Consider the following 20,873-nt stretch of genomic DNA (forward strand, 5'->3'; position numbering starts at 1 on the left):
GTGCCCACGTCTTTCTCGCGAAATATCGGAGAGATGGTGGGGCACGGCGCGTTGCGCCTTTGCCCACCTACGAGAGCGGAGAAAAACTAACCGCCGGCCTGGTCGAAATGCACGTCCTCGAGCAGCGAGGATGACACGGTCGGGACCTGGTCGCCCTCGGAAGCGCGGGAGATGGCGACGCGGGTCTTGTTGAAGACGCTTTCGGCGGTGCCCTGCGCATTGAGGTTGTTGAGCAGCTCGCTGACCAGCGTCGAGTGCTCGCCCTTGCCGTCGTCGGCGACCTTGCCAGGCGAGGCCGAAGTCAGGATCAGCGCATTGTCGGGCGTGCCGATCGGCGCGAGACCGTGCGAGTAGGACCGGAAGCGACGCTCGTAAGGGTTACGGCGCGAGGCATCGACGACGACGAGCTTGGCCTTGGCACCCTGCTCCTTCATCATCTCGAGCACGCCCTCGATCGAGATGCCCTGGCGGCGGACGTCGCTTTCCTTCCAGATCACGGCATCGACAGGCAGCATGTAGCTTTCGCGGCCGGCCTGCACGCCATAGCCGCCGAAAAACAGCATGACGGTGGTGTCGCGCTTGATCCGGGACTTCAGCCGATTGACGGCACGGACCATGTCGTCCTTGCTGGCGTCTTCCACCATGTCGACGTCGAAACCGTTCTTGCGCAGACTGGAGGAGAGCGCGCGCGCGTCGTTGATCGACTGTGTCAGCGGCGCGCTGGCGTCGGGGTAATGACCATTGCCGATGACGAGCGCGAGACGCGAGGTCTGGCCGACCGAGCCGGTGACCTCGGTCGAAACGGCCTTGGCTGCGTCGAGCGCACGCATGTTGAGGGCAGCATGGGCGCCGATCGCCAGCGACACGGTGCCGATCAGCGCCGCGGCGAACGCAATCGAGCGTCTGGAAATGTCGAGCTGCCTAAGGTTCATCTCGCTTCATTCCTGTCAGTGCCAAAGACCTGCCAAGCGCGCGCACACTGTTTGAGTAGCGCGATGGCGTCTTTAGGTTTGAGGGATTGGCCGGGGGAGTGCCCCCGAATTGCGCGCAATTTGCGGCGCCGCACCAAACAAACCCTTAACCCGAGATCGCCAGCCCGGCAATAGATCATCCCAAATTTGACCTAAGCCGCTGAAAATATTGGCTGATTTCTCTAACGAGATTCGCGCCTTTTGGTTCCCCCGTACCCTTCCGGGGACTGATCATGCAGCTCCCGTGCCGCCTTTTTCGTGACGCTGATCACATTTGTATTTCCTGCGAATCCGGGTAGCTTTTTCAACGACTTGCGGGGGCGGGTCGCAGGCCTGCCTCCGGATAAGTCCCCCGCGACCAGGTATTTCATGAGCTTTCATTATTTCGCAGGTGCCGCGTGCCGGGCGCTGACAGCCCGCAAGGACGGCCCCTCGCTTTACGACGTCTGCGATCCCGTATTGTCGGGTCCTGCCAGGGGCGATCCGCATCTGGCAAAATTCTACAAGACTGCGCTCGGCAATCCCGCGCTGCGCCTGCTGCTGCGCCGTGCCGGCCTCCCCGAGCTGCGCGGCGAGGCGAAGCTCGCCCGGTTGCGCGAGGCTCTGGTCCGCGCCCGCGACGATGCCGAGCCCGACTGGACGGCGGTCGGCGCGCCCATCGCCGAGCTCGTCGACACCATCGCGCTCGACCATCCCCAACCGCCGCCGGCCGCGTTCGTCGGCGCGATGCCTGCCCCGGCACAGATCGACGGCATCATCCGCGATTGCGCCCAGCATCTGCTCGGCTCTTACCGCAAGAACGGTTTCCTGCCGACCTATGCCGCCTTCAACCTGATCGGCGATCCCGACTTTCGCGGGCGCGAGCTGATCATGGCGCTGTCAGGATTGAATGCGCGCGGCTACAAGAACTCCTCGCTGCTGTTCAACCTCGCCCGCGTCTTCATCGCGCGCTCGCCCGCGCGCGCCGTGGTCAATCCGCCCTGGCGAGGGGTCGCCGAGCCGATGTGGGAGCCGGTGCAGATCCGCCACCGCTCGGCCTATTACGATGCGTTCTTCATCGAGGCGCTGCTCAGCTATGTCGAGAGCGGGCTCGCCGCACCGGCGGAGAAGATCGCGGCCGAGGGCGCCATCGCCGACATGGTCGATTTCTGCGTCAATATCAGCCGCGAGGAAGTCGAGGGGGCAGACGGCGCGCGCTTCAACGTCATCACCGCGCTGGCACCGGCGCCGCATCCGCGCTTCTCGCGCTATTTCGCCCAGATCAAGCAGGACCTCGGCTTCGGCGTCTATGTGCCCGACTGCGACACCACGGCGTGCTCGATCTCGGCAGCGACGCAGGCCGGCTGCCTTGATGCGATCATCGACCAGCCGCTCCTGGATTTTTACGCCACCTACCAGGTGCATACGGGCGTCAACGAGCCGCGCGTGACGGTGCCGCTCAACGATAACATCGACTACGAAGGCGGCGTTGCCACCTGGATCGACAATCTCAAAGGCGAGCGTCCCTACGGCAACGATCTCGATCCGACGCTCAATCTCGACATTCTCGAGGTGAGCTTCCGCAACCTCAAACGCTGGAAGATTCTGGAGACGCCGGCGCGGCTCGCGACCGTGCATCGCATCATCGGTTTCCAGAAGCGCCTGGCTGCGAGCGGCGCCTTTTCCAATCCGCGCTCGCACATCTATTATCTGCCGGAACTCTACAGCGCCTATTTCGGCCGCTGCTATGCGGCCTTCCTGGCGTTGCCGTTGGCAGCGCAGGCCGCAATCGATCCCGCCGGCGATTTCGACTTCATCCGCCATCGCGTGCTCTCCTACGTCAAGGGCGAGCTGATGGCCGCGGAGATGAACGTGTTCGACGCCGCGCTGGCGCTGATCGCGCTCGGCCATCTCGGTGCCGATCCGCGCGCCTTCGCGCCGGCGCTGAACGTGATCGTCAACGCCGTCGGCGAGGGCGGCCGCCGCGGCCCGTTCTGCGCCTATGAATGGAACAAGATGAAGACCCCGACGCGGATTCTGGTCGGGGGGCCGGAGGTGACGTCGGCGTTTGTGCTGATGGGGTTGGCCGTGGCGAAGCGAGCGATGGCGCGGGGGTGAGATTGGTCGCACGCGTGCCGCGGGCACCGGTCTCGTAGGGTGGGCAAAGGCGCGCACTTCGCGCCGCGCCCACCATCTGCTTATGGCGGGCACGCTTCGCTTTGCCCACCCTACGAGACCTCCCTCGCAATGACGTGAAATTGAAAGCCTCGCTGTTCGGCATAGGCTGGCCGTGCAGCCCAAAGCCGACCACAATTGCGCGGCTTATCAAGGTGTTCTTGAGACAATGCGGACCGGCCCGTTGCGAAAATTCCTGATTGCGCTGTCTTTGCTCGGCTTGCCTTCACTGGCGCTGGCCGCCGACATCACCGGCACCGCCAAGGTTCGCGATGGCGATTCCGTCGTGATCGGCACCACGCGGATCCGGCTCGGCGGCATCGACGCGCCCTCGGCGGACCAGCTCTGCCTCAACACCAAGAGCGAGCGCTGGACTTGCGGCGTCGCCGCGCGCGACGAGCTCGCCAAATACGCCGAGGGCAAGACCTGGGTCTGCCATGCCCGCTCGATCGACCGGCGCGGCCGCACCGTGGCGCGCTGCGAGGTCGGCGGCGAGGACATCCAGAAATGGCTGGTGCGCAACGGCTGGGCGCTGGCCTATGTCCGCGTCTCCAAGGACTACGAGGCGGACGAAGCGGCCGCGCGTGAAGCCAAGGCCGGGATGTGGCAGGGCGCCTTCATCGCGCCCTGGGACTGGCGCGTGCGCAACAAGAAGACTGCGATCCTGGGCGCCACCAAGCCGCCCGAGGGCGCCCATGCGGTGCTGCTCGCCTCGGCCTCCGGGCCGGTCGCGCCCTCGCCTGACTGCACCATCAAGGGCAACGTCAATTCGTCGGGCGAGTGCATTTACCATCAGCCCACCAGCCGCTGGTACGCCCAGATCAAGATGAAGATCAGCAAGGGCACCCGCTGGTTCTGCTCGGTCGAGGAGGCGGAGGCCGCCGGCTGCCGGGAGACTAAACGATAGAGCATGGTCCGGAAAAGTGTGATGCGGTTTTCCGGCAAGACCATGCTCACAACAAAAAACCGCCCCAGACCTGCGTTTTGCGTACTTTTCTCAAGGCGCCCAGCCGCGTAGAAGAACAAATCAGCGACCCACCAGACAGTCTTCACGACACAAGGAAGATAGCAATGACCGTTCGCGCGGGCCGGGAATTTCTGGCCATCCCCGGACCCACCACGATGCCCGACGCGGTGCTGCAGGCGATGCATCGTCCGGCGATCGACATCTACTCCAGGGAGATGCTCGAGCTGACCGAAAGCCTGCTCCGCGACATCTCTGGTCTGTTCGCAACCAAGGGCAAGTCCTACATCTACATCGCCAACGGTCACGGCGCGTGGGAAGCCGCGCTGAGCAACGTGCTGTCGCGCGGCGACAAGGTGCTGGTGCTGGAGAGCGGACGCTTTGCCATCGGCTGGGGCAACGCGGCAGCGCTGATGGGCGCCGAGGTCGAGGTGCTTAAGGGCGACTGGCGCCGCGCGGTGCGCCCGCACGAGGTCGAGGAGCGGCTGCGCCGCGACACCGAGCACAAGATCAAGGCTGTCGTCGTTGTCCAGATCGACACCGCCTCCGGCGTGCAGAACGACATCGAGGCGATCGGCAAGGCGATCAAGGCAGCCGGCCATCCGGCGCTGTACATGGTCGACACCGTGGCCTCGCTCGGCTGCATGCCGTTCGAGATGGACAAATGGGGCGTCGATGTCGCGATGTCCGGCTCGCAGAAGGGCCTGATGACGCCGCCCGGCCTCGGCTTCGTCGCGGCCAGCGCCCGCGCGCAGGAGGTCCACAAGAAGGCCAACATGTCCACGCCCTATTGGAGCTGGAGCGAGCGCGAGGGCACCGAGAACTACCGCAAATATGCCGGCACCGCCCCGGTGCATTTGCTGTTCGCGCTGCGCAAGGCGATCGACATGCTGCACGAGGAAGGCCTGGAGAACGCCTTCCGTCGCCACGCCTTGCTCGGCGAAGCCGCGCGCCGCGCGGTCAGCGCATGGACGGAAGGCCAGGTGCTCGGTTTCAATGTTGCCGAACCGCATGAGCGCTCCAACACCGTGACGACGGTGACCATGACCACCGGCCACGACCCCGCGGTGCTGCAACGCTATTGCAAGGAGAAGTGCGGCGTCGTGCTCGGCACCGGCATCGGTGACCTCTCCGGCCAGGCCTTCCGCATCGCCCATATGGGCCATGTCAACGCGCCGATGCTGCTCGGCACGCTCGGGGTCATCGAGGTCGGGTTGAATGCGCTGAAGATCCCGCATGGCAAGGGCGGGCTCGAGGCTGCGGTGTCGTATCTTGGCGAGCAGGTGGGGGCGTAATTCACTGTCGTCCCGGCGGAGCTACGGCTGTGGCAGCCGATACGCATCCACCTGCGCCTTCAGCTCATGCAGCGACGCAAGCGGCTTGTTCGGGTCCACCCGATATTCCCCGCTCGCCAGCCACTGCAACACCTTCGCATCCACGTCAGGCGAATGGTGGATGACGTCGCCGTAATTGCTCAAATCGTGCGTCACCGCCTTGATCGCGCGGAAATCGTGCAGGCGCACATTGGGCAGCTGCGTCAGGCGCTGCGCGATCACCGCGGTAAGATCCATGACGATCTTCAACGTCCCGGGCGAGGCATCGCGCATCGCGACGAATTGCAGGATGGAGTATGGCGGGAAATAGACGTCAAACGTCACGTCGGGGTGACGCGTGATCAGGCCCACGGCATCCTGCTCGAAATGCCTGATCATGGCCTCATAGCCATAGCCTTCGCCGAGAAAACGGCTGCGCACGGGACTCGTGATGTAAGCGAAGGCGGCAAGCGCCCTGTTCGCGTTGTAGTCACGTGCGACGTCGACATCCCGCGGCAGGGCATAGATGTCGTCGACATCAGGCAGCGCGAACTTGACCGGCAGATAAGGCGCCGCCTGTGTCAGCGGCTGCTTCAACGGCGGCATCGATCGCAACAGCGTGAACAGGGATTCCTTCGCCATCGCAGCGCTGAACAGATAGGACGCGATGCCTTTCGTCGTGCTGCGGTAGAGATCGACGGGGAGATAAGGATCGGCCTCGATGTCGGCGGCATCGACGAAGATGAAATCATCCATCTCCCAGATCACGCGCTTGGCACCGCGGGCGATCGCCTGGTCCAGCACGAAGCTTTGCTGGCGCGAATTGGATCCGGTCATCGCCAGCTTCAGCGAATGCACGCCAAGCGCGCGATCGATATCGCTCTGGCGGAAATGGATGGCGAGCGAGGTGCCGATGAAGGCGGTGTCGAACGCCTGGCTGCGGATCAGCCCGGCGTTCTGCACGCGCGTGTCGTCGGAGTAGAAGGCCAGCTGCGAGGGGCGGAACAGCTGCAGGGGATCGACGAGAAAGGTGAGCAATGCCGCGCCCAGCACGCAGGCGACGCTCGCGAGCAGAAGACGCCGTAAATGTGTGAAGGCCCAGCGCATCAGAACCGGAAATAGATGAATTCGCTGTGGCTCTGGATGCCCAGAATGCCGAAGGCGAGCACCAGCGATGCACCGTAGAGCAGCAGCGGCCGCACGCGCCCTGCCCGCCACGCCTCGCCCACCCGACGATTGCCGTGATCATAGCCCATGATGGTTTGCGTGTTCGGCGCCAGCCAGACCAGAGCGGCATAGATGGCAATCAGCACCATTGCGGCGACCTCGTCGCGGCCGAAGACGATATTCGAAGGATCGGCCATGGCGCGGAGCACTCGCAGCGCCCAGTCGATGCTCACGGCGCGGAAGAACACCCAGGCGATGACGACGGCCAGGAACGTCAGCACGGCGCCGGCCATGCGGGCCGGGCGCGCTAGGGCTGATGGGATGCCTGGCACCAGCGCATTGAAGGCGTGATTGACGCAGAGATAAGCGCCGTGCAGCGCGCCCCACGCCACGAAGGTCCAGGCCGCACCGTGCCAGAGGCCGCCGAGCAGCATCGTGATCATAAGGTTGACGTAGCGCAGCAGAGGGCCGCGCCTGTTGCCCCCGAGCGGGATGTAGAGGTAGTCGCGCAGGAATTGCGACAGCGTCATGTGCCAGCGACGCCAGAACTCGACGATGCTGGTGGCCTTGTAAGGCGAGTTGAAATTCACCGGCAGGAAGATGCCGAACATCAGCGAGATGCCGATCGCCATGTCGGAATAGCCGGAGAAGTCGAAATAGAGCTGGAAGGTGTAAGCGAGCGCGCCAAGCCAGGCCTGGTCAAAGCTCGGCGAGCGCGCCTCGAAGGCGAGTGCGACCAGCGGCTGGATGCCGTCGGCAAGGCAGGTCTTCTTGAACAGGCCGATCGCGAAGACGATGATGCCGCACAGGATCAGATGCGCGTCGGGATGCTTGGTCTCCTTCCGCTCGAATTGCGGGATCATGTCCTTGTGGTGGAGGATCGGCCCCGCGATCAGATGCGGAAAGTAGGTCACGAACAACGCGTAATGCGGCAGCGCGCAGGCCGTGACCTGGCCACGATAGGCGTCCACGAGGAACGCAATCTGCGTGAACGTGTAGAAGGAGATGCCGATGGGCAGCAGGATGTGGACCGCAAAATGCGTGCCGAGCAGTGCGTTGACGTTCTCGGTGGCGAAGCCGGCATATTTGAAGATGCCGAGCACGAGGAGATCGCCGGCAACGCCGAGAATGACCGCGGCTTTTCGTTGCGAGGGGCCGAGCTTCGCCACGATGAGGAGCTGGCCAATGCCGTAGTTGAAGGCGATCGAGAGCAGCAACAGGGCCACGAACTGCCCGTTGCCGATGGCATAGAAGGCGAGCGAGGCCAGCGCCAGCCAGATCACCGGCGCAAGATTGCTGCGCCGCCCCAACCGGAAATAACCGGCCAGCGCGACGGGCAGGAACAGCAGGATGAACGGGTAGGAGTTGAAAAGCATCAGGCTGAACCGGCGGCGGGATATCGAGCCTAAAGCATAGAAGGGACCGATCAACAACCCGGCGAGGTGAAGCAGCGGCGCTGGCAATTGGTGGAATCGGAACGATATAAGGTGGAACACACTTCTCAATGAGGATCGAGTGACCCAGGCCAAGACAGCTTCCCAGCCCCCCGTCGCCCCGCGCCGGCCGCATTCCTTCACCCGGCACGGCATCACCGTGAGCGACGACTACGCCTGGCTGAAGGACGCGAAATGGCAGGAGGTGCTGCGCGACCCCAAAGTGCTCGATCCGGACATCCGCAAATATCTCGATGAGGAGAACGGCTACACCGAGAGCCTGCTCGGCCATACCGCACCATTGCAAAAGACGCTGGTGCGCGAGATGCGCGGGCGGATCAAGGAGGACGATTCCAGCGTGCCGTCGCCGGACGGGCCGTTCGCCTATTTCCGCAGGTTTCGCGAAGGCGGGCAGCACGAGCTGTTCGGCCGCATGCCGCGCGATGGCGGCGTTGAGCACATCGTGCTCGACGGCGACGAACTGGCAAAAGGCCACAAATATTTCAAGTTCGGCGGCAGCCGCCACTCCAACGACCACAAGCTGCAGGCCTGGAGCGCGGATACCAAGGGCTCGGAATATTTCACGATCCGCGTCCGCGACTGGGCGAGCGGTGAAGATCTCGACGACATCGTCGAGGAGACCGACGGCGGCGTAGTCTGGAGCAAGGACGCCAAAAGCTTCTTCTATGTGAAGCTCGACGACAATCACCGGCCGATGCAGGTGTGGCGGCACAGGCTCGGCACCAAACAGGCCGACGACACGCTGGTCTATGAGGAGCAGGATGCCGGCTGGTTCACCCATCTGCACGAGAGCACCAGCGGCCGCTTCTGCGTGATCGCCGGCGGCGATCACGAGACGTCGGAGCAGCGGCTGATCGATCTCGCCAACCCCGAAGCGCCGCCACGCCTGGTCGCGGCGCGCGAAGAGGGCGTGCAATATTCGCTCGCCGATCGCGGCGACGAGCTCTTCATCCTGACCAATGCGGACGATGCCATCGATTTCAAGATCGTGACGGCGCCGCTTGGCTCGCCCGATCGCAAGAACTGGCGCGACCTGATCCCCTATCGCCCCGGCATCTACATCATCGACATCGATCTCTATGCCGGCCATCTGGTGCGGCTGGAGCGCGCCAACGCACTGCCGTCGATCGTGATCCGCGATCTCGCCACCAGGCAAGAGCACGCGATCGCCTTCGACGAGGCCGCCTATTCGCTCGACACGATGGGCTCCTACGAATTCGACACCACGAATTTGCGCTTTGCCTATTCATCGATGACGACGCCGTCGGAGGTCTACGACTACGACATGGCCAGGCGGACGCGCGTGCTTCGCAAGCGTCAGGAGATTCCGTCAGGCCATAACGCGGCCGATTACGTCACCACGCGCATCATGGCGAAGGCGCATGACGGCGCCGAAGTACCGGTCTCGATCCTCCATCGCCGCGGCCTCAAGCTCGACGGTACGGCGCCGCTGCTGCTCTACGGCTACGGCTCCTACGGCATGGCGATGCCGGCCTCGTTCAACGCCAACCGCCTGTCACTGGTCGATCGCGGCTTTGTCTATGCCATCGCGCATATCCGCGGCGGCGCCGACAAGGGCTGGGGCTGGTATCTCGACGGCAAGCGCGAGAAGAAGACCAATTCGTTCGACGATTTCGTCGCCAGCGCCCGCGCGCTGATCGATGCGAAATACACCAGCGCCAAGCGCATTGTCGGCCATGGCGGTTCGGCGGGCGGCATGCTGATGGGCGCGGTCGCCAACCGCGCCGGCGAATTGTTCGCGGGCATCGTCGCGGAAGTGCCGTTCGTCGACGTGCTCAACACCATGCTCGACGACACGCTGCCGCTGACGCCGCCGGAATGGCCCGAATGGGGCAACCCGATCGAGAGCGAAAAGGATTTCCGCACCATCCTGTCCTATTCGCCTTACGACAACGTCGCGGCGAGGGAGTATCCGGCGATTTTGGCGATGGGCGGATTGACCGATCCGCGCGTCACCTATTGGGAGCCCGCCAAATGGATCGCGCGCTTGCGCGCCACTATGACCGGCGGCGGCCCGGTGCTCCTGCGCACCAACATGGGCGCCGGCCATGGCGGCGCATCAGGCCGGTTTGACCGGCTCGATGAAGTCGCGATCGTCTATGCATTCGCGCTGTGGGCAACGGGAATGGCGGCGGCGAGGGTGTAGCGATGGCCGCAGCCTTGTAGGGTGGGCAAAGGCGCGTAGCGCCGTGCCCACCCTCTCTAAATATTTGAGGGAGGGGTGGGCACGCTTCGCTTTGCCCACCCTACGGCAGCTCAGATTGCGGGGCTTCGCCTCTTCCCGCGCGCGGGGAGAGGCGAAGAAATCAGCGACCGTTCTTCTTCCGCCATGCCGCGAAGTCGGTCAGCGTCTGCGGATCGGTCGCGGGATAGAGGCCGAAAATGCCGCGGCCCTTGCCAACCTCCTCGGTGACGAAATCCTCGAACGCGGTCATCTCGAAGGTTTCGTTGGCGATCTCGTCGGCGAGATGCGCGGGGATCACGATGACGCCGTCGGCATCGCCGAGGATGACGTCGCCGGGAAACACCGGCGCATCGCCGCAGCCGATGGGAACGTTGATCTCGATCGCCTGATGCAGCGTCAGATTGGTCGGCGCTGACGGGCGATGGTGATAGGCGGGGATGCCGAGTTTTGCAATTTCGGCGGAATCGCGAAAGCCGCCATCAGTGACGACGCCAGCGACGCCGCGCTTCATCAATCGCGTCACCAGGATCGCGCCGGCCGACGCCGCCCGCGCATCCTTGCGGCTGTCCATCACCAGCACGGCGCCCGGCGGGCAATCCTCGACCGCCTTGCGCTGCGGATGGGAGCGATCCTTGAACACCTCGATGGTATTGAGGTCCTCGCGCGCCGGCATGTAGCGCAGCGTGAAGGCCTCACCGACCATGGTCGGCTTGTCAGGGCCGACGGGATGCACGTCCTGGATCATCTGGATGCGCAGGCCACGCTTGAACAGCGCGGTGGCGACGGTGGCAGTGGAGACGGATTTGAGCTTGTTGCGGGTGGCTTCGGACAGTTTGGACATTGGTGTGCTCTCTCTGATCGTCATTCCGGGGCGGCGAAGCCGAACCCGGAATCTCCAGGTTCCGGGTTCGCTTCGCGCCCCGGAACGACGGTGAACCTAATAAATCGACGGCTCGCCGACCGGCGCGCCGAAATCGGTCTCGAGGAAGTCGAAGTCGCAGCCCTCATTGGCCTGCTTGATGTGCTTGGTGAACATCCAGCCATAGCCGCGCTCGAAGCGGCGCTCCGGCTGCTTCCAGGCAGCGCGGCGTTTTGCCAGCTCGGCTTCTGATACATCGAGATTGATGGTGCGCGCGGCGACGTCAAGCGTGATGCGGTCGCCGTTCTGCACCAGCGCCAGCGGGCCGCCGATATAGGATTCCGGCGAGACGTGCAGGATGCAGGCGCCATAGCTGGTGCCGCTCATGCGCGCATCCGAGATGCGCACCATGTCGCGCACGCCCTGCTTCACCAGCTTGGTCGGGATCGGCAGCATGCCCCATTCCGGCATGCCCGGCCCGCCTTGCGGCCCCGCATTGCGCAGGATCAGGATGTGATCTTCGGTCACGTCGAGATTGGGATCGTCGACCGCCTTCTTCATCGCCGGATAATCGTCGAACACCAGCGCCGGGCCCGTATGCTTGAGGAAGCGCGGCGCGCAGGCGCTCGGCTTGATGACGCAGCCGTCGGGCGCGAGATTGCCCTTGAGCACCGCAAGCGCGCCCTCCTGGTAGATGGGATTGGCGACCGAGCGGATCACGTCGGCATTGTGCACCTCGGCACCGTCGATGTTCTCGCCCAGGGTCTTGCCGGTGACGGTGATGCAATCGAGATGCAGATGCTGCTTGATCTGGCCCATCAACGCCGGCAGGCCGCCGGCATAGAAGAAGTCTTCCATCAGATAGGTATCGCCGCTCGGGCGGACGTTGGCGATGACTGGCACCTTGCGACTCGCGATCTCGAAATCGTCGAGGCCGATATCCTGGCCGGCGCGGCGGGCCTGGGCGATCAGATGGATGATCGCGTTGGTCGAGCAGCCCATTGCCATCGCCACCGCAATGGCGTTCTCGAACGCCTTGCGGGTCTGGATCGTCTTCGGCGTCAGGTCCTCCCACACCATCTCGACGATGCGGCGGCCGCATTCAGAGGCCATCCGGATATGGTTGGCATCGGCCGCCGGAATCGAGGAGGCGCCCGGCAGCGTCATGCCGATCGCTTCGGCAATCGCCGTCATGGTCGAGGCTGTGCCCATGGTCATGCAGGTGCCGTAGCTGCGGGCGATGCCGGCTTCGATGTCGAGCCAGTCCTTGTCGGAGATCTTTCCGGCACGCCGTTCGTCCCAATATTTCCAGCCGTCGGAGCCGGAGCCGAGCGTCTTGCCTTTCCAGTTGCCGCGCAGCATCGGGCCGGCCGGCAAGTAGATCGCCGGGATGTTCATCGAGGTCGCGCCAAGCAGCAGTGCCGGCGTGGTCTTGTCACAGCCGCCCATCAGCACCACGCCATCGACCGGATGGCTGCGCAGCAGCTCCTCCGCTTCCATCGCCAGCAGATTGCGATAGAGCATGGTGGTCGGCTTCAGCAGCGATTCCGACAGCGACAGCGCCGGCAATTCCACCGGCAGGCCGCCGGCCATCAGGATGCCGCGCTTGACGTCGTCGACGCGCGACTTGAAGTGCATGTGGCAGGGCTGCGCCTCCGACCAGGTGTTGATGATCGCGATGCACGGCCGATCCTTCCACTCCTCCGGGGCGTAGCCCATCTGCATGGCGCGGGAACGGTGACCGAACGAGCGAAGGTCGTCAGGCGCAAACCAGCGCGCGCTGCGGAGCTGGTCGGGTGTTTTCTTCTTGTTACTCACTTGCCTTCTCCGTCAGGGAATCCGCCCCGCTCTTCTCATGGGATGTTCACGACCCGCAAGGCACGGGACAACCGGTTTTTACCTGATATGCACGCAAACGTGCTTAGATCCAAGGTGCGCCGCAATATCGGGCGGCTGATCTCAACGAGGCCCCGAAGTGCTTGCAGGCAGATGGGAATCCGCGCAACAATTTCGCATTTGGAGCTTTGGTCTGGGTCGTAGGGAGCATCCGATCCGACCCCCCGGAGGGTTTCAGAGTGGCCAACATCCTGATCGTGGATGACGATCCGGCGGCTCAGCTGACAATCCGGCTGCTGTTGGAGCGGGCCGGCCACCATGTGACCGTCGCCGGCGACGGCCGCAAAGGGCTCGCTTTGTTCGCGATCAACGAGTTCGACCTGTTGTTCCTCGACATCTACATGCCGGGCATGGACGGGCTGGAGACGATGCGCCACGTCCGGGCCCTGAGACCTGCCATTCCGATCATCGTCATTTCCGGCCGCTCGATCACGCCTGACTCCTATGCCGAGCCGGATTTCCTGAAGATGGCGACCAAGCTTGGCGCCGTCGCGAGTCTGCAGAAGCCGTTCCGGGCCGACGCGCTGCTGGCAGCGGTCGACAATTGCCTGAAGGCGGGCGAGTCGGAGGGGCCCGATGTCAATGCCAGCCGCCGGTGATAGGAGCATCTCCGCCGCCAAGAGCCAGAACAGGCGCGATCGTCCAGGGAGTCCCGTAGGAATTCCCATGACGCTCGCAACACGACTGGCCGTGGCGATGATTCTGCTGGTGGCGGTTACGGTGGCGGCGGTCGGTTGGCTGGGCTACCGCAACATCACCCAGGCCGTCATTCCCCGCGTCCTGGAGCGGGTCGAAGCGCAGTCGCGCCTGCTCGCCAATAATCTTGAATCCTATGTTGCCGGAGCCCGCGGCGATTTGGTCGGCTACCGCTCCGCCGCGGCTATCAACGGTCTGATCCGTGCTCACGCCGGTGGGGGAATTGACCCTGATGACGGCGTGTCCGAGCAAACCTGGCGCGATCGCATCGCGACACGGCTCGCAGCCGAAATCGAGGCCAAACCCAGCTACGCGCAGTTTCGAATCATCGGTCTTGACGACGATCAGCGTGAGCTGGTTCGCGTCGATCGCTCCGGCCCGAACGGAACGGCGCGGATCATCCCCAACAGCGAGTTGGAGCGCAAGAGCGAGCGAGCCTACTTTCAGGAAACGATCCGGCTCGCGCCGGGCGAGATTTATGTTTCGCCAATCGAGCTGGCGACCCACCGCGGCGGCACCACAGACTTGCACACGCCAACTCTCCGGGTCGGGACGCCGCTGTTCACACCCGACGGCAAGCCGTTCGGCATCATCATCGCCAATATCGACATGCGTCCGCCGCTCGACCGCATCCGCTCGACAACGAGCTCAGGCGGGGAGATTTACGTCGTGGACGCGCGCGGCGACTATCTCGTTCATCCCGATCGCGCACGAGAATTCGGTTCATTGCGTGGCCACTCTACCAACTGGCGCGATGACTTTCCCTATTTTGCAGCCTTGGCCGGCACGCGGGATGTGTCCACGCAGCTCAGCACCGATGCGGCCGGCCGGCCGAGTGGCGCGGCAATAGCGCCGGCGCTGCTCGCGAATGCGGATTGGGTTGGGATCATCGAGACGATTCCTCCGGCCGTCTTCGGCCGCGTGCCGGCCGCGATTCAAAAAACGTCCTTGCTGGTCGGCATGCTTGCGGTCTTCGCCGCAGCTTTACTCGCAGTGCTGCTCGCACGCTCATTGACGCGCCCGATCACCCGCCTGACCAGGGCCGTGGAGGCTATCGGCAACGGACAGCCAGCGGACATTCCGGTCGACGCGAGCGGCGAGACCGGCGCGCTGGCGCGGGCTTTTGCCCGGATGGTCGAGGAAACGCGCGCGAAAGCAGCCGCTCTCGAACGCGAGGTCCAGGAGCATCGCCGCACCGAGGCCGCACGAAGCCATCATGCGACGCGCGAGCTCTTGTTCAGCGCCGCCGTGGAATCGTCCGACGATGCGATCGTGATGCAATCGCTCGACGCCATCATCACCGGCTGGAATCCCGCCGCCGAACGGCTCTATGGATATTCCGCCAGTGAAGCGATCGGGAAGTCCACCTCGATCATTGTCCCGCCCGACCGCCGCGAGCAGGGCAAGGACTATCTGGCGCGGATATCGAGGGGCGAGACTGTCGAACGCTTCGAGACGGTCCGGCTGCGCAAGGACGGCACCCCGGTCGAGATATCGCTCGGCCTGTCGCCGATCAGGGGGCCGTCGGGCGAGATCATCGGCGCCTCCGGATCCGCGCGCAGTCTGACCGAGGCGCGGCGGGCGGAGCGGGCACTGCAGCAGCAGCTGGAGGAGCGGCGGCAGCTGTTCGACACCTCGCAGGATCTGATCATGATCATAAACTCGCGCGGCCATATCGCGCAGATCAGCCCGAGCAGCGAGACCATCCTCGGCTATCGCCCCGAGGAGATGATCGGACGCAGCGGTGAGGATTTCATCCATCCCGCCCATCTCGAGCGGTCCCGCGAGGAAATGCGCGAGCTTCGGCGCGGCGGGCATCCGAAGATCGCCGACACGCGCTGCTTCCACAAGGACGGCCGCGAGGTCTGGCTGTCCTGGCTCGGCAACTGGTCGGATCCGGCCAAGCGCTTCTTCTTTGTCGGACGCGACATGTCCGAGGCAAGGCTGGCCGCAGAATCCCTGCGTGACAGCGAGCAGCTTGCGCGCAACATCGTGGAGACCGCGCTCGACGCCTTCGTCCAGAACGACGAACACGGCACCATCCTGAACTGGAGCTCGCGGGCCGAGGAGCTGTTCGGTTGGCGGCGGGACGAGGCGCTCGGCAAGAACGCGCTCGACCTGATCATCGCCGAGAGCGAGCGCGAGAGGGTAAGGGCCGGCATTGCAGGCTTCCTGCAACCCGCCGATGGACAGACGATCAACCGCCGCCGCGAGCTGATGGTCCGACGCCGCGATGGCAAGGAGTTCACGGCCGAGCTCAGCGTCACGGCGCTCAGGCGCCGCGAGGGCATGCTGTTCAACGGGTTCTACCGCGACCTCACCGACAAGATCGCCTCCGAGGAGCGGATCCGTCATGCCGAGAAGATGGAGGCGGTCGGCCAGCTCACCGGCGGCGTGGCGCACGATTTCAACAACATCCTCACCGTCATCACCGGCACCATCGAAATCCTGGCCGACGCGGTGGCCAAGGATCCCAGGCTTGCCGCGATCACGAAGATGATCGACGAGGCTGCCGGACGCGGCGCAGAGCTGACCCAGCACCTGCTCGCCTTTGCCCGCAAGCAGCCGCTGCAGCCGCGCGAGATCGACATCAATTCGCTGATCATCGACACCGCAAAGCTGCTGCGGCCGACGCTGGGCGAGCAGATCCAGATCGAATCCGTGTTCGAGGACGAGAGCTGCGTCGCAATCGTCGATCCGAACCAGCTCACCACGGCCATCCTCAATCTCGCGCTCAACGCGCGTGACGCGATGCCCGGTGGCGGCAAGCTGATCGTGGAAACGGGCGCCGCCTATCTCGACGAGGCCTATGCCAGCGCCAATGATGCCTCGCCCGGTCACTACGTGCTGATCGCGGTGAGCGATACCGGGACCGGCATTCCGTCCCACATGCTGGCGCGCGTATTTGACCCCTTCTTCACCTCGAAGGGGCCGGGCAGGGGCACCGGCCTCGGCCTCTCCATGGTCTACGGCTTCATCAAGCAGTCCGCGGGCCACATCAAGATCTACAGCGAGGAAGGCCACGGCACGACGATCAAGATGTACCTGCCGCCGGGCAAGACACCTGCGGTGGTTGCCGAAGGCGTGACTCCGGTTACGATCGAGGGCGGGCACGAGACCATCCTCGTAGTCGAGGACGACCGGCTGGTGCGCGACTATGTGCTGGCCCAATTGCATTCGCTGGGCTACGTCACCCTGCAGGCCGCCAATGCCGCCGAGGCACTCGCGATCGTTGCCAGCGACACACCGTTCGATCTGCTGTTCACCGACGTGATCATGCCCGGCAACATGAACGGACGGCAGCTTGCCGACGAGGTGCTGAAGACGCGGCCCGATCTCAAGGTGGTTTACACGTCAGGCTATACCGAGAACGCGATCATCCATCACGGCCGGCTGGATTCGGGGGTGCTGCTGCTAGCCAAACCCTATCGCAAATCCGACCTGGCGCGGATCATCCGCAGGGCGCTGAGCGGCTGAGGCGACTGTCCGTAGCCCGGATGGAGCGCAGCGAAATCCGGGACAGTGTTGCGGCCTGCACGAGCCTGAACTTAGCGGGGTCGCGAGCTCTCGCAGGGTGGGCAAAGGCGCACTTGCGCCGTGCCCACGATCTCTTGCTACATCACGTAAAAATCGTGGGCACGCTTCGCTTTGCCCGCCCTACGGCATCTCACATATAACGCTACGACGCGCGCTGGGCTGCGGTCATCACGATGCGGATCAGGTCGGCGGCATTGCGGGCGCCGAGCTTCTTCATGATGTTGGCGCGGTGATCCTCGATGGTGCGCGGGCTGATGCCGAGCGTGCGGCCGGCTTCCTTGTTGGACGCACCGGCGGCGAATTGCTCGAGCACCTCGCGCTCCCTGCGGGTCAGCGGCTCGCGGCCGGGGAAATGCAGTGAGCCGAATTTCGGCGAGGCGTTCTCTGCCTGCCTGCGTGCATAAGCGCCGATCGCCTCATCCAGCCGGCCGACGATCTCGCTGCCTCGGAACGGCTTCTCGATGAAGTCCAGTGCGCCGCTCTTGATCGCGCCCACCGCCATCGCGATGTCGCCCTGCCCGGAGATCATGAAGATCGGCGCCGGATAGTCCTCGCCGTGCAGCTCCTTCAGAATATCGAGGCCCGACTTTCCGGGAATGTGCACGTCGAGCAGGATCGCAGCCGGTGTCCGGTTTCGCGCGACGGACAGCAGGGCCGCACCGTCCGCAAAACAGATCACCTCATAGCCCGCCGCCTTCAACACCATCGACAAGGTGTCGCGAACAGCAGGGTCGTCATCGACCACGAAGATCTCACCACGGGAGGTTTGTTCGACCATGTGCCATGTCCATTCGCCAAGCCACGCCGGCATTCAAGGACCCGCGTCCGCGCCTGATGTTTACGGCTTTCGGCGCAGATTCAGCCCACCCGCATTTGTACGGGACATGAACTTAACGCACAAGTAGCGCTGAGGTGCCTTATTGCGGGTGACGGAGAATATCCATGCTAAAATACGCCGGCACACCCCCGCTCGCCGCAATGGCTGAAACGGACAGCCGTCAGTTGATCGCGGCTGAAATTCGCTCCCTGATCGCGCGCATCGAGATCGGCATGCGCCTGATCGACGCCGCCATGTCCTCGGAAGATATGGAGCCGGAGGACGATAGCGCCGATTTGGGTTCCAGCGAGATCGTCGTGCTCGACGATGTGACGCCCCGTTTTGCCACGGCGAGCGCCGCCCTCAATGCGTGCCGGGCGGAGCTCGGTCACGCCTTGGAATTGCTGTCGGAATCCGGCAATCCTGCCTAGATGGCAGTCAGAGCGGCCGATTTGCCGCAGCCGACCATGGCAGCTCCGCGCCTCTAGGCGCGGTGTCGTTCCACGATTGCGTCGCTCGCAACGCCGCCCCAGGTATGGATCGTCGGCAGCCCCATCGCGGTCTTGCCGAGATTGGCGAGGCTGATGCGCAGCGCGGCAAGATCCAGCGGCTTCGGCAGGCTCTGAAGCTCGATCCCGACGGAACGGGCGAGGCTGCGAGCGGCGCTGCGGCGCTTGCCGTCCATGCCGCTGATCATGATCACCGAGCCGGTGAATTTGGCTGCCGCCATCTCGCGCAGCACGTCGACGCCGTCACCATCCTCCAGCACGAGGTCGAGCGTCACGCAGTCGAAGCGCGCGGTACGCAGCTTTTCGATGGCTTCCGCAACCGACGGCGCAACGGCCACTTCATGGCCGGCCTGCTTGGCGGCGACCGTGATCAGACTGCGCTGCGTGGCGTCGTCATCGACCACCAGGAGCTGAAGCGCGCGCCGCTCGGCGACGTCGGGCAGGTTTGACGGGATGGGGGAGAGGGAGCTTCTTGGCATGGCCGGACCCTGAAATTGCGACCTGTCATGGATACAGGGTCCGCGCTTAAACGACGTAAAGCCGGGACGGCGAATTCGGTCGGATGTTTTCAGAAAATGTGAAGCAACACGTCAGGAAAGGGCAGCAGGGAGCGCGTGGCTATCACGCCACTGCGTCATGGCCGTTGGCCGCGCCGCGCTTCTTGCGGTTCTTGCCGCGCAGAAACTGGATGTCCATCTCGGCGCCGTTGACGCGCACCAGCTCGCAGCGACGGTAGGCAAGGCCGGTCGATGACAGCAGCAGGAAGAACTCCTTCAGATTCAATCCCTGGATCGAGCCTTCAACCGTGAGGATGGCATCGGTGTCGGAAATTGCATTGAGCGTACAGTCGCGCCGCCACGTGCCGTCGATGGCCATGATGCAGACATCATAACCACGACTGAATGTGACGCGCTCTACGCCCTTGCCATCCTCGGCCATGCCTATCGTCCTGCCATTGCCGCCACGCGCGGCGCTGCGACACCGTCGACCGCCGGCTTTGCCGCGGCAGTGCGCGGATCGTTCGGTCGGTAGAGGCCGCGGCGATCGGCGAGCGGCCTGAACGTATCAGTCAACCCGACCACGGTCTCCGCCGCGCCGAGCACCAGGAAGCCGTCGGGCTCGATCTGTCGGGCAAGGCGGTTGAAGATGTTGATCTTGGTTTCCTGATCGAAATAGATCAGGACGTTGCGGCAGAAGATGACGTCGAACGTGCCGAGGTGAGAGAAATCCTGCAGCAGATTGAGCTGGCGGTGCTGGATCATCGCCCGCAGCTCGGGATTGATCTGCCAGGTCTCGCCGGTCTGCTTGAAATGTTTCATCAGCATCTGGATCGGCAGGCCGCGCTGCACCTCGAACTGGCTGTAGACGCCGGCTTTGGCCTTCTCCAGCACCTCCTGCGAGAGGTCGGTCGCGATGATCTCGACACGCCAGCCGGTCAGCGCCGCGCCCATTTCCTTCAGGGTCATGGCGAGCGAATAGGGCTCCTGCCCGGTCGAGCCTGCGGCGCACCAGATCCGCACGCTGCGGCGAGCCGCGCGGGCTTTGAGGACCTCGGGCATGATGGTGTCGCGGAAATGGTCGAACGGGACCTTGTCGCGAAAGAAGAAGGTCTCGTTCGTGGTCATGGCTTCGACCACGCTTGTGATCAGCGCGCTCGAGCCGCCTTGCAGCTTCTGCACGAGCTCGGGGATGCCGGACAGGCCCGCCTTGCGCGCCAGCGGCAACAGGCGGCTTTCGAGCAGATATTGCTTGTCCGCGGACAGGTCGAGGCCGGAGCGCTCTTTCAGCAGCTTACGCAGATACTCGTAGTCGGGCGAGTTCACAGGATACCTCTTGACGCTACTAACCAGTGGATTTTCAGGCTGCCGTTTCTTCTTCGCGCGCGACCAGTCCGACCTCCTGGAACTTCGCCAACACGATTTCCTTGTCGAACGGCTTCATGATGTATTCGTTGGCGCCGCCGCCCATCGCCTTGGTGATGTGGTCGATGCCGTTCTCGGTGGTGCAGAACACGACCTTGGGCTCGTCGCCGCCGGGCATGCGGCGTAGCGTGCCCAGGAACTGGAAGCCGTCCATGACGGGCATATTCCAGTCCAGCAGGACGGCTTCCGGCATGGCCTTCTTGCAATGGACCAGCGCCTCGACGCCGTCTTCCGCCTCAATGACTTGGAAGCCCAGCGCTTCGACGATGCGGCGCGCGACCTTGCGTACGATGCTGGAATCGTCAACCACCAAACAGGTCTTCATCTTGGATCTCCGGCTCACATCTCTTTCGTGAATGTTCAGGCAGCCATTTGCACTTTGGTTTCGAGCTCGAGGACGCGATCGAT

The 20,873-nt window shown here is 64.0% G+C and carries 17 protein-coding genes; 7 read left to right on the plus strand and 10 right to left on the minus strand.

Features of this window, described 5'->3' with window-relative positions; translation table 11 throughout:
- Positions 1 to 86 precede the first annotated feature (86 nt).
- Entirely contained in the window at positions 87 to 932 is an 846-nt protein-coding gene (locus XH80_RS08455; RefSeq protein WP_271598201.1) for a caspase family protein, read from the minus strand.
- Between the two features lie 408 nt (positions 933 to 1,340).
- On the opposite strand from XH80_RS08455, the gene XH80_RS08460 reads away from it, so the two are divergent.
- The 3 genes from XH80_RS08460 (at position 1,341) to XH80_RS08470 (ending at position 5,384) form a co-directional block, all read left to right on the plus strand.
- Positions 1,341 to 3,068, plus strand: coding sequence for a hypothetical protein (locus XH80_RS08460; protein WP_271598202.1), 1,728 nt, complete (start codon positions 1,341 to 1,343; stop codon positions 3,066 to 3,068).
- A 226-nt stretch (positions 3,069 to 3,294) separates the two neighbouring features.
- Entirely contained in the window at positions 3,295 to 4,032 is a 738-nt protein-coding gene (locus XH80_RS08465; protein WP_271598203.1) for a thermonuclease family protein, read from the plus strand.
- A gap of 164 nt (positions 4,033 to 4,196) precedes the next feature.
- Positions 4,197 to 5,384, plus strand: coding sequence for a pyridoxal-phosphate-dependent aminotransferase family protein (locus tag XH80_RS08470; protein ID WP_271598204.1), 1,188 nt, complete (start codon positions 4,197 to 4,199; stop codon positions 5,382 to 5,384).
- Between the two features lie 21 nt (positions 5,385 to 5,405).
- Here XH80_RS08470 and XH80_RS08475 read toward each other — a convergent pair whose 3' ends face one another.
- Together XH80_RS08475 and XH80_RS08480 are read right to left on the minus strand one after the other, a co-directional pair.
- The gene (locus tag XH80_RS08475) at positions 5,406 to 6,509 is read right to left on the minus strand and encodes a hypothetical protein (RefSeq protein ID WP_271598205.1); all 1,104 of its coding nucleotides are present in this window, start codon (positions 6,507 to 6,509) and stop codon (positions 5,406 to 5,408) included.
- Positions 6,509 to 7,945 carry an MBOAT family O-acyltransferase gene (locus tag XH80_RS08480; protein ID WP_271598206.1) on the minus strand — a complete coding sequence of 479 codons (1,437 nt, stop codon included), beginning with the start codon at positions 7,943 to 7,945 and terminating at the stop codon, positions 6,509 to 6,511. Before XH80_RS08480 ends, XH80_RS08475 begins: the two co-directional genes overlap by 1 nt.
- A 139-nt stretch (positions 7,946 to 8,084) precedes the next feature.
- Here XH80_RS08480 and XH80_RS08485 point away from each other — a divergent pair, with 139 nt between their 5' ends.
- Positions 8,085 to 10,190 carry a S9 family peptidase gene (locus XH80_RS08485; protein ID WP_271598207.1) on the plus strand — a complete coding sequence of 702 codons (2,106 nt, stop codon included), beginning with the start codon at positions 8,085 to 8,087 and terminating at the stop codon, positions 10,188 to 10,190.
- Positions 10,191 to 10,350: 160 nt separating this feature from the next.
- On the opposite strand, the gene XH80_RS08490 is transcribed toward XH80_RS08485, so the two are convergent.
- On the minus strand, positions 10,351 to 11,070 hold the full coding sequence (locus XH80_RS08490; RefSeq protein ID WP_271598208.1) for a ribonuclease activity regulator RraA: 720 nt from the start codon (positions 11,068 to 11,070) through the stop codon (positions 10,351 to 10,353).
- 96 nt (positions 11,071 to 11,166) lie between these two features.
- Positions 11,167 to 12,906 (minus strand): L-arabinonate dehydratase, encoded by a 1,740-nt coding sequence (gene araD, locus XH80_RS08495; RefSeq protein WP_271598209.1) that lies wholly within the window; start codon positions 12,904 to 12,906, stop codon positions 11,167 to 11,169.
- Between the two features lie 257 nt (positions 12,907 to 13,163).
- Between araD and XH80_RS08500 the strand changes: the two genes are divergently transcribed.
- Positions 13,164 to 13,583: a response regulator gene (locus XH80_RS08500; RefSeq protein WP_271598210.1), complete on the plus strand. Its 420-nt coding sequence runs from the start codon at positions 13,164 to 13,166 to the stop codon at positions 13,581 to 13,583.
- Positions 13,561 to 17,157, plus strand: a complete 3,597-nt coding sequence (locus XH80_RS08505) for a PAS domain S-box protein (RefSeq protein ID WP_271598211.1) — start codon at positions 13,561 to 13,563, stop codon at positions 17,155 to 17,157. Before XH80_RS08500 ends, XH80_RS08505 begins: the two co-directional genes overlap by 23 nt.
- A 202-nt stretch (positions 17,158 to 17,359) precedes the next feature.
- On the opposite strand, the gene XH80_RS08510 is transcribed toward XH80_RS08505, so the two are convergent.
- Complete coding sequence (locus XH80_RS08510) at positions 17,360 to 17,995, minus strand: response regulator transcription factor (protein ID WP_057748544.1); 636 nt, start codon at positions 17,993 to 17,995, stop codon at positions 17,360 to 17,362.
- A 164-nt stretch (positions 17,996 to 18,159) separates the two neighbouring features.
- Here XH80_RS08510 and XH80_RS08515 point away from each other — a divergent pair, with 164 nt between their 5' ends.
- Positions 18,160 to 18,465 carry a hypothetical protein gene (locus XH80_RS08515; RefSeq protein ID WP_271598212.1) on the plus strand — a complete coding sequence of 102 codons (306 nt, stop codon included), beginning with the start codon at positions 18,160 to 18,162 and terminating at the stop codon, positions 18,463 to 18,465.
- Between the two features lie 53 nt (positions 18,466 to 18,518).
- On the opposite strand, the gene XH80_RS08520 is transcribed toward XH80_RS08515, so the two are convergent.
- The 4 genes from XH80_RS08520 to XH80_RS08535 all read right to left on the minus strand — a co-directional run bounded on the left by XH80_RS08520 (position 18,519) and on the right by XH80_RS08535 (position 20,790).
- A complete protein-coding gene (locus XH80_RS08520) occupies positions 18,519 to 19,022 on the minus strand; it encodes a response regulator (RefSeq protein ID WP_271598213.1) in 504 nt (167 codons plus the stop codon).
- Between the two features lie 142 nt (positions 19,023 to 19,164).
- A complete protein-coding gene (locus XH80_RS08525; RefSeq protein ID WP_057748535.1) occupies positions 19,165 to 19,482 on the minus strand; it encodes a hypothetical protein in 318 nt (105 codons plus the stop codon).
- 2 nt (positions 19,483 to 19,484) lie between these two features.
- The gene (locus XH80_RS08530; protein ID WP_057748531.1) at positions 19,485 to 20,366 is read right to left on the minus strand and encodes a CheR family methyltransferase; all 882 of its coding nucleotides are present in this window, start codon (positions 20,364 to 20,366) and stop codon (positions 19,485 to 19,487) included.
- A 34-nt stretch (positions 20,367 to 20,400) separates the two neighbouring features.
- Positions 20,401 to 20,790 (minus strand): response regulator, encoded by a 390-nt coding sequence (locus XH80_RS08535; protein ID WP_057748528.1) that lies wholly within the window; start codon positions 20,788 to 20,790, stop codon positions 20,401 to 20,403.
- Between the last annotated feature and the right edge of the window lie 83 nt (positions 20,791 to 20,873).

The sequence above is a fragment of the Bradyrhizobium sp. CCBAU 45384 genome, from assembly GCF_028128665.1.
In the GTDB taxonomy this organism is placed as follows: domain Bacteria; phylum Pseudomonadota; class Alphaproteobacteria; order Rhizobiales; family Xanthobacteraceae; genus Bradyrhizobium; species Bradyrhizobium manausense.

What these genes read in the sequence shown, in the direction of transcription:
- XH80_RS08455 (WP_271598201.1), bottom strand. Translation starts at nt 932, where the DNA reads ATGAACCTTAGGCAGCTCGACATTTCCAGACGCTCGATTGCGTTCGCC.
- XH80_RS08460 (WP_271598202.1), top strand. Translation starts at nt 1,341, where the DNA reads ATGAGCTTTCATTATTTCGCAGGTGCCGCGTGCCGGGCGCTGACAGCC.
- XH80_RS08465 (WP_271598203.1), top strand. Translation starts at nt 3,295, where the DNA reads ATGCGGACCGGCCCGTTGCGAAAATTCCTGATTGCGCTGTCTTTGCTC.
- XH80_RS08470 (WP_271598204.1), top strand. Translation starts at nt 4,197, where the DNA reads ATGACCGTTCGCGCGGGCCGGGAATTTCTGGCCATCCCCGGACCCACC.
- XH80_RS08475 (WP_271598205.1), bottom strand. Translation starts at nt 6,509, where the DNA reads ATGCGCTGGGCCTTCACACATTTACGGCGTCTTCTGCTCGCGAGCGTC.
- XH80_RS08480 (WP_271598206.1), bottom strand. Translation starts at nt 7,945, where the DNA reads ATGCTTTTCAACTCCTACCCGTTCATCCTGCTGTTCCTGCCCGTCGCG.
- XH80_RS08490 (WP_271598208.1), bottom strand. Translation starts at nt 11,070, where the DNA reads ATGTCCAAACTGTCCGAAGCCACCCGCAACAAGCTCAAATCCGTCTCC.
- XH80_RS08505 (WP_271598211.1), top strand. Translation starts at nt 13,561, where the DNA reads ATGTCAATGCCAGCCGCCGGTGATAGGAGCATCTCCGCCGCCAAGAGC.
- XH80_RS08510 (WP_057748544.1), bottom strand. Translation starts at nt 17,995, where the DNA reads ATGGTCGAACAAACCTCCCGTGGTGAGATCTTCGTGGTCGATGACGAC.
- XH80_RS08515 (WP_271598212.1), top strand. Translation starts at nt 18,160, where the DNA reads ATGCTAAAATACGCCGGCACACCCCCGCTCGCCGCAATGGCTGAAACG.
- XH80_RS08520 (WP_271598213.1), bottom strand. Translation starts at nt 19,022, where the DNA reads ATGCCAAGAAGCTCCCTCTCCCCCATCCCGTCAAACCTGCCCGACGTC.
- XH80_RS08525 (WP_057748535.1), bottom strand. Translation starts at nt 19,482, where the DNA reads ATGGCCGAGGATGGCAAGGGCGTAGAGCGCGTCACATTCAGTCGTGGT.
- XH80_RS08535 (WP_057748528.1), bottom strand. Translation starts at nt 20,790, where the DNA reads ATGAAGACCTGTTTGGTGGTTGACGATTCCAGCATCGTACGCAAGGTC.